Genomic DNA, 12,550 nt, shown 5'->3' with positions numbered 1-12,550 from the left:
TAACTTCCTTACGGAGAGTGTTCGAACCATTGGTTTGGCGACCTGTCAAGCCGAAGAAATACCTCTCACAGGGCCCCTGAGCTGCGCCAACGATCAGGACAGCGGTGAGACATCGGTGCCTGAGCGTGTTACCCTAGACACAGCGAAAGGGGTTTCGAACCTATGGTTTTCAGTGTCGGCGAGACCGTTGTTTACCCCCACCACGGGGCCGCACTCATCGAGGCAATCGAGACTCGGGTGATCAAGGGCGAGCCCAAGCAGTACCTCGTCCTGAGGGTCGCGCAGGGTGACCTGACGGTCCGGGTGCCCGCCGAGAACGCCGAGATCGTGGGTGTGCGCGAGGTGGTCGGCGAAGAGGGCCTGGGCAAGGTCTTCGACGTTCTCCGGGCTCCGCACACCGAGGAGCCGACCAACTGGTCGCGGCGTTACAAGGCGAATCTGGAGAAGTTGGCCTCCGGTAACCCGCTGAAGGTCGCCGAGGTCGTCCGTGACCTGTGGCGCCGGGAGCGGGAGCGGGGCCTGTCCGCGGGCGAGAAGCGCATGCTCGCCAAGGCCCGCGACATCCTCGTCGGCGAGGTGGCGCTGGCGGAGAAGAGCACCAAGGACGAGGCGGAGACGCTGCTCGACAAGGTGCTGACCGAGGCCTAGTCCGCACAGCATCGTCGTACCCGATTCCTGGCGAAGAAACCACCGAGGACCGCGACGTGACCGCGCAGCTCAATCCGCGCGGTGACGTCGCGGTCCTCGTGCCTGCGGCCGGTGCCGGCGTACGCCTCGGCCCCGGCCGTCCCAAGGCCCTGCGCCTGCTCGGCGGTGAGCCGCTGCTGGTGCACGCGGTCCGGCGGTTGGCTGCCGCGGCCTCGGTGCACACGATCGTGGTGGCCGCTCCGGCGGCCGACGTCGACGATGTGCGCGAGCTGCTGGCTCCCGTCGCCCCGGTGACCGTGGTGCCCGGCGGGGCGGAGCGCCAGGCGTCCGTGGCCGCCGCCCTGGCCGTCGTGCCGCCCGGTCCCGACATCGTGCTGGTGCACGACGCGGCCCGTGCACTGACTCCGCCGGGGCTCGTGGAGTCCGTCGCCGGGGCGGTCCGCGCCGGTCACGACGCGGTGATCCCCGTGCTGCCGGTCGTCGACACGATCAAGGAGGTCGACGCGGCTGAGCGGGTCCTCGGCACCGTCGACCGCTGCGCGCTGCGCGCCGTGCAGACCCCGCAGGGCTTCCGTCGGGCCGTGCTGGCCGCCGCGCACGCCGCCGCCGGTGATCCGCTGACCGACGACGCGGGGCTGGTCGAGAAGCAGGGCGTGCCGGTCTTCTGCGTGCCCGGCTCCGACCACGCGCTGAAGATCACCCGGCCGTTCGACCTGGCGCTGGCCGAGCACCTGCTGGCGACCGGCGCCTGACGCGTACCCTCGATTCCATGATCGTTCCTCGGGTGGCCATCGGCACCGACGTGCACGCGTTCGAGGCCGGCCGGCCGTGCTGGGTGGCGGGCCTGCACTGGCCCGACGAGGACGGCCTGGCCGGCCACTCCGACGCCGACGTCGCCGCGCACGCCGCCTGCAACGCCCTGCTCTCCGCCGCCGGCCTGGGTGACCTCGGGTCGAACTTCGGGGTGGGTCAGCCGGAGTGGGCCGGCGCGAGCGGGGTGGCCCTGCTGCGGGAGAGCGCGCGTCGGGTGCGGGCGGCCGGGTTCGCGATCGGCAACGTGTCCGTGCAGGTGATCGGCAACCGGCCGAAGATCGGCCCGCGCCGGGAGGAGGCGCAGCGAGTGCTGTCGGAGGCGGTCGGCGCCCCGGTCACCGTCTCCGCGGCCACCACCGACGGACTGGGCTTCCCCGGCCGTGGCGAAGGGCTCACCGGGATCGCGGTGGCGCTGGTCTACGACGCCCCGGCCGCCTAGGCTCGCCGCGATGTCCAGCGACGCCGACTCCGACCGCTCCTCCGCCGAGGGCTACCTGCAACGCGCCCAGCTCCTGGCCGAACTCGGCCGCTACGACGAGGCCGCCGAGGAACTCGGGTACGCGGTCGCTCTCGACCCGGCCGACGCCGGCGCGTTGACCATGCTGTCCCGGGTGCACCTGGCGGCCGGCCGCCCGACGGAGGCGCTCACCGCCGCCGAGTCCGCCTGCGCCGCCGCCCCCGGTCTGTTGTACGCCCTGGTGGCCCGAGGGCTGGCCCTCGGCGACCTGGAGCGGTACGCCGAGGCCGCGCGTACGGCCGACGAGATCCTGGCGCTCGGGCCCGACGACGCGTACGCCCAGCGCAGCGCGGCGGCGATCCTGGCCGGCTCCCGCAACGGGCAGCCGGCGCTGAACGCGGCCTGGCGCGGGGTGGAACTGGCCCCCGAGGAGCCACAGGCGCACCTGGTCCTCGGACTGGTCGCCGCCAACATGCAGCTGTTCGACCTGGCCGAGCGGGCCTACCGGGAGGCGCTGCGGCTGGACCCGCAGCTCGCCGAGGCGCGACACGACATCGGCGTGCTGCGGATGGAGCAGCGGCGCTGGAGCGAGGCGCTGGAACACCTGGCCGAGGCGGCGGCGATGAGCCCGGGGCGGGTGGATTCGGGCCGTACCATCTCCGCCGGCATCCGCCAGCTCGTGTTGTACGGCGCGGGCTGGTCGCTGATCGCCGCCGTGGTGGTGGCCTGCGCCGCCGCCACGGGTGGGGGACCTCCCGGGTGGTGGCGGTGCTGGCGGCCGGCATCGGCGGCCTGGTGGTGTGGCGGTCCGCGGCGAAACTGCCGGGCCTGGCCCGGACCGTCCTGCCGAGCCTGCTGCGCTCCGACCGCACCCTGGCGGTGGCGGTCTACGCCACGGCCGCCGCTCCCGCGTTGATCCTGCTCTACGCGCTGGTCGGCACGCCGTGGCCGCTGGTCCTGGCCATCGCGGCGGCCACCGTCGCCGAGCTGGCCGTCTTCTCCCGCGCCCTCGATTCCCGCTGACCGGGACGACGTCGGCGCGGCAGCCTGGTCAGGGGCGGCGGCGCGGTCAGGGGCGGCGGGACCACGTCCAGGCGTAGCCGTCGTCCTCGCACTCTCCGGCCGCGTCGCACAGGTCGAGCGGGCGGAACGTGTCGACCATGACGGCCAGTTCGTCGAAGAAGTCCGCCCCGATGGAACGCTCCGCCGCGCCCGGCTGCGGGCCGTGCGTAAAGCCGGACGGGTGCAGCGAGATCGAGCCCTGCTCGATGCCGGAGCCGCGCCGGGCCTCGTAGTTGCCGCCCGTGTAGAAGAGCATCTCGTCGGAGTCGACGTTGTGGTGGTGGTAGGGCACCGGGATGGCGTCGGGGTGGTAGTCGACCTTGCGCGGCACGAACGAGCAGATCACGAAGTTGGGGCCCTGGAAGGTCTGGTGCACCGGCGGCGGCTGGTGGATCCGGCCGGTGATGGGCTCGAAGTCGTGGATCGAGAACGCCCACGGGTACATGTGCCCGTCCCAGCCGACGACGTCGAACGGGTGGTCGGCGTACACGTACCTCGTCCACCCGCGTCGGTGCTTCACCAGCACCTCGACGTCGGTGCCATCGACCAGCAGCGGGGCGTCCGGTCCCCGGACGTCGCGCTCGCAGAACGGCGAGTGCTCCAGGAACTGCCCACGCACCGAGAGGTAGCGCTTCGGCGGGCCGATGTGCCCGGCCGCCTCGACGGCCAGCAGGCGGACGGGTTGTTCGCCGGTGGGGACGAGGCGGTGGATGGTCGACGTGGGGATGATCACGTAGTCGCCGGCCACCGCGTCCAGCACGCCGAAGGTCGACTCGACGCGCAGCGTGCCCGCCTCGACGTACAGGCAGTGGTCGCCGGTGGCGTCGCGGAACAGCGGGGAGGGCCGGTCGGCGACCACGTAGGCGATGCGCACGTCGTCGTTGGCGAGCAGGTGACGCCGGCCGAGCACCGGGTCGGCCCCGCCGGTGGCGAGCTGGTGGGTGCGCAGGTGGCGGGGCTTGAGCGGCAGGTTGGGGGTGCGGGTGACCGGGGGCGGGGTGAACTCCTCGGCGGCCACGATCGCGGTCGGCGCGTGCCGGTGGTAGAGCAGGGACGAGTCGGAGGAGAACCCCTCCTGGCCCATCAGCTCCTCGGTGTACAGGGTGCCGTCGGGCTTGCGGAACTGGGTGTGGCGCTTGCGCGGCACCTCGCCGACGCTGCGGTAGTACGGCATGTCGTCTCCCGGTCACCAGCCTGGCGCGTCCGATAATCGGACGCTGTTGTCCGCTCCTTGTAGCGTCCCGTAGATTCTTGTCTCGTGTCAACGCAGCTGCCCGCGCTCGTCGACGGCCTGGTCGACGACGCCGCCGTCTTCCCGCCCGGCAGCGCGCCGCTGCCCGCCGCCGTGGTCGCCCACCGGCGGCACCGCACCGCCTGGTACGCGGGCCTCGTCGGCCCCCTGCTCGTCCCCGCCACCGCGCTGCCCCGGCTGGCCGACCTGCTCGGCCCCGAGGAACGCATCGAGGTGGGCGTCGTCGGCGACATCCCCCTGGATCGGCTCGACCCCGACCCGGGCGACGGGCGCATCCACGTCCGGCAGCTGGAGGCGGCCGTCGGCAAGCGGGGCGAGGACCCGCTGCCCGGCCTCGCTCGGCTCGTCGAGCTGGCCCGGCGGCACGCCCACCCGGACCACGCCGACCGCCCGCCCCACGCCGACCGGCACCGTGACGGCGACCGGCACCGTGACGCCAACCCGACTGTCTATGCCGAGCTGCCGCTGACCTTCGGGCTGATGGGGGCGCTGGACGCGCTCGCCGCCGCCCGCGCCGAGGGAGTCCCGGTGGCGGCCAAGTTCCGCACCGGCGGGCTGGCCGCGGAACTCTTCCCCACCCCGCCGAGCTGGCCGCGGTTATCTGCGCCTGCCGGGACCGGGCGGTGCCCTTCAAGTTGACCGCCGGGCTGCACCACGCGGTGCGCCACCTCGACCCGGAGACCGGCTTCACGCACCACGGCTTCGGCAACGTGCTCGCCGCCGCACTCGCCGCCGCCGAGGGCGCCGACCTGGCGACCGTGGCCGATCTGCTCACGATGCAGGACGAGCGACCACTGGTCGAGTGGACGCAGCCCCGGCGGGACACGGCGCGTCCGCTGTGGATCGGCTTCGGCTCGTGCAGCATCGAGGAACCACTGACCGATCTGATCCGGCTGGGGCTGGTGAACGGGGGAGTCGACGCATGACCTGGGTGACGGGTGCGCAGGGGTCGCCGTACGGGGTGCACCACCTGCCGTACGGGGTGTTCCGGCGCGACGGCGCAGAACCGCGGGTGGGCGTACGCGTGGGGGATCTCGTGCTGGACCTGGCCGGCGCGGAGGCGGCGGGCCTGGTGCTCGCCGCCGGGACGCTGGGCCGGCCCACGCTGAACCAGTTCATGTCCCTGGGCCGCCCGCAGTGGCTGGCCGTCCGGCAGCGCGTCACCGAACTGCTCACCGACCCGACCCACCGGGCCGACGTGGAGCCGTTGCTGGTGCCGCTGGACGAGGTGCGGATGGCGCTGCCGTTCGAGGTGGCCGACTACGTCGACTTCTACTCCTCCGAGCACCACGCGACGAACGTCGGGCAGATCTTCCGGCCCGGCCAGCCGCCGCTGCTGCCGAACTGGAGGCACCTGCCGATCGGCTACCACGGCCGGGCCGGCACGGTGGTGGTCTCCGGCACGCCGGTGGTACGCCCGCAGGGGCAGCGCGCCACCCCGGACGGCCCGGTCCACGGCCCCTCCGTACGCCTCGACATCGAGGCGGAGGTGGGCTTCGTCGTCGGCGTACCGAGCCCGCTGGGCAGCCGGGTGGCCGCCGCCGACCTCGCCGACCACGTCTTCGGCGTGGTGCTGGTCAACGACTGGTCGGCCCGCGACATCCAGGCCTGGGAGTACCAGCCGCTCGGCCCGTTCCTGGGCAAGTCGTTCGCCACCTCCGTCTCGGCCTGGGTCACCCCGCTGGACGCGTTGGCGCACGCGTTCGTGCCGGCCCCCGCGCAGGACCCGCCGGTCGCCGACTACCTGCGCGACACCCCGCACCTGGGCCTGGATCTGCGGCTGGCCGTGACCTGGAACGGTGAGCTGGTCAGCGAGCCGCCGTTCGCGGGCATGTACTGGACGCCGGCACAGCAGCTCGCGCACCTCACCGCCAACGGCGCGTCCCTGCGCACCGGTGACCTCTACGCCTCCGGCACCGTCAGTGGCCCGGAACGCGACCAGGTGGGCTCGTTCCTCGAACTCACCTGGGGCGGCGCCGAGCCGGTGCGGGTCGGCGGCGCGGAACGGACCTTCCTCGCCGACGGCGACACGGTGACGATCACCGCCACGGCACCCGGCCCGGACGGCACCACCGTCGCCCTGGGTGAGGTGACGGGGACGATCCTGCCCGCCCGCTGATCCCCGAACCGGCCGTTTCCCGCCCCGGCTTCCCGGTCGCACCGGCTGTGCGATCGGGAACCGTCACTCCGTTCGTTGATCGCTCCGGATTCCGACGCCACGCCGCGCCGGGTCGGCCGGTGTCCGTCCGGTCGGGCCGGCCGGTGCCCGGCGTCCCGTCGAGCTGAGGGAGATGACGAACGATGAGCGATCTCGTGGGTGCCGTGTGGCGTACCAGCAGCCGCTCCAACGACCAGGGTCTGTGCGTGGAGGTGGCGGACAACCTCGCCGCGTCCGTCGGGGTGGTGGGCGTACGCGACTCCAAGGACCAGGCCGGCCCGGTACTGGCCGTCAGCCCGCCCGGCTGGACCGCGTTCGTCGATGCGATCCGGGCGGGGCGGTTCGACCGCTGAGCGCGGCCGGTGTCCGGTGACGTCAGGCGGGGCCCGGTGGAATTTCCCGTTCCGGGGTCCCGCGCGGTGCTCACCGGGCGTACCGTCGACGCCACGGGAGGTGGCATGTCGACGGTGACGGTCAACGGCCTGCTGGCAGCGCGGGCGGCCGACGTGTGGCGGCTGCTCGCCGACCTGCCGGCCCGCCCCGGCCGGTTCACCGGCACCTCCGCCGTCGAGGTGCTGACCCCCGGCCCGTTCGCGCCCGGCACGGCCTGGCGGGAGACCCGGTCGCGCCCCGACGGAACCGCGTTGGTCGAGGAGTTCGTGGTGCTGGTGGCCGAGCCGTCCCGGCGACTCGTGCTCGCCTCTCCGGGCGTGGGGGCGGATTACCGGATCGACTGGACGCTGCGCGAGGTACGGCGGCGGGAGGGCCGCCGTACCGCTGTCCGGCTGACCCAGGAGGCGGTGCCCACGGCGCCGTTCGGGCGGGCCGTCGCCCTGCTGCTCGGTGGGCTGGCCGCCCGGGCGGTGGAGGGCGCGTTGCGGCGGGATCTCGCCGATCTGGCCGCCGTGCTCGGCGCACCCACGCGCGAGGCGGCCTGACCCGCGGGTCGGGCGGGGCGGCGGTCGATCCGCGAGGTGCGGGGCGATGCCGCCGCCTGTGCCGGTCGAGGGCCGATCCGACGACCGGGAGGCGTGCCACGGGTCCGCACAGCGTCGCTGGGTAGGGTGCCGGGCGGAGGTGCGGCATGGGGTTGGCGGGCAGCCGGCGACGGATCGTGGTGGTGGTGGCGACGCTGGTCGTCGCCGTGGCGGTCGCGGTCACCGCCTACCGGGTGCTGGCCCCGGCCGAGGTGGTAACCCCCGCCGCCGACGACTACCCACCGCCGGTCACCCCCGCCGTCGGCGTGGTCGGCCGCCTCCCGGTCGCCCCGCTGATCGTGGACGGCCGGCTGCGGGTGTACGCGGCGCAGCGCCAGGTCTACGCGGACCGGCCGGCGGACGGCCGGCACCGCACCACCCCGTTCTGGTCGTACCGGCGTTGGCCGGCGGAACTGGTCGGGGTGGTGGCCGACGGGACCACGGTGGTGAGCCGGTGGTCGGACGGGCGGCTGGTGGCGCTGGACGCGCGTACGGGTCGGGTGGCCTGGCGGGCCGACGGGCCGGTGCCGGGCACCGGACCGGAGCCCCGGCGCACCGGAGCCGCCACGGTCTGGACGCCGCACGGCCTGCACCTGACGGGGGTCGACGGCCGGCGCGTGGTGGTGGCGACGGGCGAGGACGAGGTGGCCGCCCTCGACCTGACCGACGGCGAGCGGTTGTGGTCGGCCGCGCAGGATTCCGCCTGCCGGAAGCCGCTGGCCACCACCGACTCGGGGGAACTGGTCACCGTCGACGCCTGCGACGGGCCGGCGGAGGTCGAGTTCCGGGACGCGCGGACCGGCCGGGTGGGGGTCCGTTGGCGTCCGCCGGGGGCCGGGGAGGAGTTGGTGGTGACCCCGGTGGGCTGCGGCGTGGCCCGGTCGGGCTGCACCGCGCTGCGCACCTCCGGCCCCGGCGACGAGCCGGGGCGGGGCTGGCTGCTCGGGCCCGGCGGGCCGGTCGCCGTGCCGGCCCTCGACCGGGCGGACGCCGACCTGGTCGACGGGACGGCGGTCGTGCTGGTGGACGGCGTCCTGACGGGGCGGGCGGCGCGCGACGGCGCACAGCGGTGGCGGGTCGTGCTGGGGCCGGGTCGGGTGCTGGCCGGGCAGCCGGGGCGGGTGCACGTGCTGACCGAGACCAACGACCTGGTGACGCTCGACCCGGGGTCGGGCACGGTGCGGTCGAGGTTCCCGCTCGACGTGGGCCGGGACGGCACGGGCTGGTCGCCGGGGGCGGCGTACGCGGAAGCTGGATACGTGGCCGTGGAGCGGCTGCGCCGGCCGGTCGACCCGCAGGGGGACGACCACCGCTACTACCTCACCTCGGAGCCGGTGATTCTCGCCGCCACGTGACGCGCCACGCCGAGAGCCGATCGACTCGACAAAACGGACATAAGTTACTTATAGTCTCAGGCGTGCGTCTGCTTGCTGCCCTTCTGGGGGCCTTCCTGATCCTGCTGACGGCCTCGCCTGCCGATGCGGCCCCGAGCGCCCGGACGGCGCTGGTGCCGCTGACCGAAGATGTCGGGCCCGTCGTGGCGGCCTGAGCCGTCCGGGCCGGTCCGTTGGGGGATGGCGGACCGGCCCGGACCACCGTCGTGGCCCGGGCCGGCACGATCTCAGGCGTCGTTCTACGGCTCGCGCCGGCCCGAAATCAGGCCAGCGCCGCCTCGGCGGCGGCGAGGAAGACGTCGTTCTCGGCGGGGGTGCCGATGGTGACCCGCACCCCGTCGCCGGGGAACGGCCGCACGATCACCCCCCGCGACTCGCACGCCCGGCCGAAGTCCACCGCCATGTCGCCCAGCGGCAGCCAGACGAAGTTGGCCTGGCTGTCCGGCACGTCCGGCAGCAACTTGCGCAGCGCCTCGGTGACCCGGCTCCGCTCGGCGACGACCAGGGCGCACCGGCGCTCCACCTCGTCGGCCTGGGCCAACGCCGCGAGCGCCCCCGCCTGCGCAGCCATGCTCGTCGAGAAGGGCGTGACGACCTTGCGGACCGCCGCCGCCACCGCCGGCTGCGCCACCAGCCAGCCGATCCGCAGGCCGGCCAGCCCCCACGCCTTCGACAGGGTGCGCAGCACGGCCACGTTCGGCCGGTCGGCGTAGGTCAAGCCGTCCGGCACCTCCGGGTCCGTCACGAACTCCCGGTACGCCTCGTCGATCACCACCAGCACGTCGTCCGGCACGGTGTCGAGGAAGTGGTCCAGCTCGGCCCGGCGTACCGCCGTACCGGTCGGATTGTTGGGGTTGCAGACCAGGATCATCCGCGTGCGGTCCGTCACCGCCGCCGCCATCGCGGCCAGGTCGTGCCCGTGCCCGGCGTCGTTCGGCACCCGCACGCTGGTCGCGCCGCTGGTCGCCGCGACGATCGGGTACGCCTCGAACGAGCGCCACGAGTAGAGCAGCTCGTCACCCGGCAGGCAGGTCGCCCGGACCAGGTGCTCGGCCAGCGCCACCGACCCGCAGCCCGTGGCGATCCGGTCGGCGTCCACGCCGTACCGCTGCGCCAGCGCGGCCCGCAGCGCCACCACGCCCATGTCCGGGTAGCGGTGCGCCCCGGCGACCGCCTCGGCGACCGCCTCCACCACACCGGGCAGCGGCCCGTACGGGACCTCGTTGCTGGCCAGCTTGATCGCCTCGGGCAGGCCCAGCTCCCGAGCCAGGTCGGCCGGGCTGCGGCCGGGCACGTAGTTGGGCAGCGCCTCCAGGTCGGCGCGGGTCAGCCGCAGCGCCGGCTGGGGACGTCCGGTGTCGGTCATGGGGTGTCTCCCGGGGGTTCGGCACGGTCGTTCGGGGCGGGGTGGGGGGCCCGGACCACCACGGTCTGGGCCCGCTTGTCGTGCAGCGCCTGCCGCAACGGCTGGTCGAACAGGGGGGACACCGCGTCGACGAGCTGGAGCAGCAGGCCGAGGCCGCAGCAGTACCAGAGCAGGGTCGGCAGGCCGAGGGTGTTCCAACGGCGCAGGGCCCGGCCGAAGCCGAGCGGGGCGTCGGCGTCCACCGGCACCGCCCTGATCCGCATCACCCGCTTGCCGAAGGTCTGCCCGTTGGCGGCCATCGCCGGCACCTCGTACGCGAGCCACAGCGCGGTGGCGATCAGCAGGATGGTCACCACCAGGGCGCTGGCCTGCTCACCGGCCGGTGGGAGCGGCTCGGTGGTCTGCTCCTGGTTCTCGATCCGGCGCCAGGCCTCCTTCAGCGACGGGGAGAGCTCCTGGAGGAACCGCCAGACGAACCAGCCGTTGACCAGGGCGTTGAGCAGGAAGACGATGCCGAAGTCGATGAGCCGGGCCACGAACCGCTCGTAGTAGCCGGCCAACGGCAGCCCGTGCGGGCGCGGCTCGGGTGGCCGGCCCGGCCAGGTCGGGTAGGGCCAGCCGGGCGGGGGGCCGTGCCGCGGGTCGTACCCGGGTGCGGTGCCCGGCTGCCCCGCAGGGCCCGGCTGCCCCGCAGTGGGCGACGGGGCCGGTCCACCGGCGGGCGACGTGCCGGCCGGGGCGACGACGACCGGAGGTGCGGTCGGCGGCTCGGGCTCGGGTTCGGGTTCCGGGGGCGGCGGGCCGTGGGGCGGGGTGGCGTCCACGGGAATCGGCGCGCCGATCCAACCCTCCCCGTCCCAGTAACGGCGGGTCTGCGGATCGGCCGGGTCGACGTACCAGCCGGGAGCGACACTCACCGTGCCACCTTAACGACGCCTCGACCGGCGAACCTGCCGTGGCGGCCCTGCCGCCGGGAGCCGTCGGGGTGACCCTGCCGCCCGGAGACCTTGTGGCGGCCCTGCCGCGGGGAGCCGTCGGGGTGGCGGAAACCGGGCCCGAACGCCCGGTCGGCGAACTGCGGGGGTACGGACGGCGGCGCGACGTCGCCGGCCGCGGGCGGTGGCCCGCCGGCCGGCGACGTCGGGTGCGGAGGTGGGATCACGCTCGACAGTCTTACAGGTTGCCGCGCTTCTCCTGCTCGCGCTCGATGGCCTCGAACAGCGCCTTGAAGTTGCCCTTGCCGAAGCCGAGCGAGCCGTGCCGCTCGATCAGTTCGAAGAACACCGTCGGGCGGTCCTGCACCGGCTTGGTGAAGATCTGCAGCAGGTAGCCGTCCTCGTCGCGGTCGACCAGGATCTTGCGGGCCTTCAGCTCCTCGATCGGAACCCGCACCTTGCCGATGCGGGCACGCAGCTCCGGGTCGTCGTAGTACGAGTCGGGGGTCTCCAGGAAGTCGACGCCGGCCGCGCGCATGGCGTCCACGCTGGCCAGGATGTCGTTGGTGGCGACGGCGATGTGCTGGGCGCCGGGGCCCTGGTAGAACTCCAGGTACTCGTCGATCTGCGACTTCTTGCGGGCGACGGCCGGCTCGTTGAGCGGGAACTTCACCTTCCGGGTGCCGCTGGCGACCACCTTGCTCATCAGCGCCGAGTAGTCGGTGGCGATGTCGTCGCCGATGAACTCCGCCATGTTGGAGAAGCCCATCACCCGCTTGTAGAAGTCCACCCACTCGTCCATGCGGCCCAGCTCCACGTTGCCGACGACGTGGTCGACGGCCTGGAAGAAGCGCTTCGGCTGGAGGCCGGCCTCGATCATCGGCCGCCGGTCCACGATCGGTCCGCGGGCGACGAAGCCCGGCAGGAACGGCCCGGTGTAGCGGGACCGGTCGACCAGGGTGTGCCGGGTGTCGCCGTACGCGGCGATGGCGGCCATCCGTACGGTGCCGTGCTCGTCGGTCACGTCGTGCGGCTCGACCAGGCCGGTCGCGCCCTGGGCGGTGGCGTGCGCGTACGCGGCGTCGACGTCGGGCACCTCGAGCGCGATGTCGCTGACACCGTCGCTGTGCTTCGTGACGTGCTCGGCGCCGGGGGCGTCCGGGCGCACCGCCCCGGTCAGCACGAACCGGGCCGACCCGCTGGTCAGCACGTACTGGGCGTGGTCCCGGTGACCCTGCTCCGGGCCCCGGTACGCCACGCAGGTCATGCCGAACGCGGTGGAGTAGTAGTGGGCGGCCTGCTTGGCGTTGCCCACCAGGAAGTGCACGTGGTCGAGGCCCCTGACCGGGAACGGGTCGTGGCTGATGTCGTGGTCGACGGCGCCGACGAGCGCGTCGACGTCGACCTCCTCGGTCGACTGGGGTCGGTCGATCGCCTGGGTCATGGGTGCCTCCCTCGCGTACCGGCCGGCCTCGTGGGCCGACGTCG

Annotated in this window: 12 protein-coding genes and 2 pseudogenes; 10 read left to right on the top strand and 4 right to left on the bottom strand. The window is 74.0% G+C overall.

What is annotated here, in order from left to right; all coding sequences use genetic code 11:
- The first annotated feature begins 162 nt into the window (after window positions 1-162).
- The 4 genes and pseudogenes from GA0070616_RS10465 (at window position 163) to GA0070616_RS10450 (ending at window position 2,941) form a co-directional block, all read left to right on the top strand.
- On the top strand, window positions 163-648 hold the full coding sequence (locus GA0070616_RS10465) for a CarD family transcriptional regulator (RefSeq protein WP_007073334.1): 486 nt from the start codon (window positions 163-165) through the stop codon (window positions 646-648).
- Between the two features lie 56 nt (window positions 649-704).
- Window positions 705-1,400, top strand: coding sequence for a 2-C-methyl-D-erythritol 4-phosphate cytidylyltransferase (gene ispD, locus GA0070616_RS10460; RefSeq protein WP_091080113.1), 696 nt, complete (start codon window positions 705-707; stop codon window positions 1,398-1,400).
- A gap of 17 nt (window positions 1,401-1,417) precedes the next feature.
- Window positions 1,418-1,900, top strand: coding sequence for a 2-C-methyl-D-erythritol 2,4-cyclodiphosphate synthase (gene ispF, locus GA0070616_RS10455; protein WP_091080110.1), 483 nt, complete (start codon window positions 1,418-1,420; stop codon window positions 1,898-1,900).
- A gap of 10 nt (window positions 1,901-1,910) precedes the next feature.
- A pseudogene (locus GA0070616_RS10450) lies at window positions 1,911-2,941 on the top strand (tetratricopeptide repeat protein).
- 46 nt (window positions 2,942-2,987) lie between these two features.
- On the opposite strand, the gene GA0070616_RS10445 reads toward GA0070616_RS10450, so the two are convergent.
- Window positions 2,988-4,154 (bottom strand): homogentisate 1,2-dioxygenase, encoded by a 1,167-nt coding sequence (locus tag GA0070616_RS10445; RefSeq protein WP_091080106.1) that lies wholly within the window; start codon window positions 4,152-4,154, stop codon window positions 2,988-2,990.
- 84 nt (window positions 4,155-4,238) lie between these two features.
- Between GA0070616_RS10445 and GA0070616_RS10440 the strand changes: the two are divergent.
- The 6 genes and pseudogenes from GA0070616_RS10440 to GA0070616_RS29135 all read left to right on the top strand — a co-directional run bounded on the left by GA0070616_RS10440 (window position 4,239) and on the right by GA0070616_RS29135 (window position 8,916).
- Window positions 4,239-5,158 (top strand): annotated as a pseudogene (locus GA0070616_RS10440) (hypothetical protein).
- Window positions 5,155-6,351 (top strand): fumarylacetoacetase, encoded by a 1,197-nt coding sequence (gene fahA, locus GA0070616_RS10435; RefSeq protein ID WP_091080102.1) that lies wholly within the window; start codon window positions 5,155-5,157, stop codon window positions 6,349-6,351. Before GA0070616_RS10440 ends, fahA begins: the two are co-directional and overlap by 4 nt.
- Window positions 6,352-6,533: 182 nt before the next feature.
- Entirely contained in the window at window positions 6,534-6,743 is a 210-nt protein-coding gene (locus GA0070616_RS10430) for a DUF397 domain-containing protein (RefSeq protein WP_091080097.1), read from the top strand.
- A gap of 105 nt (window positions 6,744-6,848) precedes the next feature.
- Window positions 6,849-7,328: an SRPBCC family protein gene (locus GA0070616_RS10425; protein ID WP_091090430.1), complete on the top strand. Its 480-nt coding sequence runs from the start codon at window positions 6,849-6,851 to the stop codon at window positions 7,326-7,328.
- Between the two features lie 146 nt (window positions 7,329-7,474).
- Window positions 7,475-8,722, top strand: coding sequence for an outer membrane protein assembly factor BamB family protein (locus tag GA0070616_RS10420; protein WP_091080094.1), 1,248 nt, complete (start codon window positions 7,475-7,477; stop codon window positions 8,720-8,722).
- Between the two features lie 62 nt (window positions 8,723-8,784).
- Window positions 8,785-8,916, top strand: a complete 132-nt coding sequence (locus GA0070616_RS29135; RefSeq protein WP_281187949.1) for a hypothetical protein — start codon at window positions 8,785-8,787, stop codon at window positions 8,914-8,916.
- 107 nt (window positions 8,917-9,023) lie between these two features.
- Here the strand turns inward: GA0070616_RS29135 and hisC are convergent, their stop codons facing one another.
- The 3 genes from hisC to hppD all read right to left on the bottom strand — a co-directional run bounded on the left by hisC (window position 9,024) and on the right by hppD (window position 12,506).
- Window positions 9,024-10,127 carry a histidinol-phosphate transaminase gene (hisC, locus tag GA0070616_RS10415; protein ID WP_091080090.1) on the bottom strand — a complete coding sequence of 368 codons (1,104 nt, stop codon included), beginning with the start codon at window positions 10,125-10,127 and terminating at the stop codon, window positions 9,024-9,026.
- Complete coding sequence (locus GA0070616_RS10410) at window positions 10,124-11,044, bottom strand: RDD family protein (protein WP_091080087.1); 921 nt, start codon at window positions 11,042-11,044, stop codon at window positions 10,124-10,126. The genes hisC and GA0070616_RS10410 overlap by 4 nt, the downstream gene beginning before the upstream one ends.
- Window positions 11,045-11,300: 256 nt before the next feature.
- A complete protein-coding gene (hppD, locus tag GA0070616_RS10400) occupies window positions 11,301-12,506 on the bottom strand; it encodes a 4-hydroxyphenylpyruvate dioxygenase (RefSeq protein WP_091080079.1) in 1,206 nt (401 codons plus the stop codon).
- Window positions 12,507-12,550: the final 44 nt, after the last annotated feature.

This window comes from Micromonospora nigra, assembly GCF_900091585.1.
GTDB classification, from domain to species: Bacteria; Actinomycetota; Actinomycetes; order Mycobacteriales; family Micromonosporaceae; genus Micromonospora; species Micromonospora nigra.
This window is presented reverse-complemented; position numbering and strand designations above follow the sequence as displayed.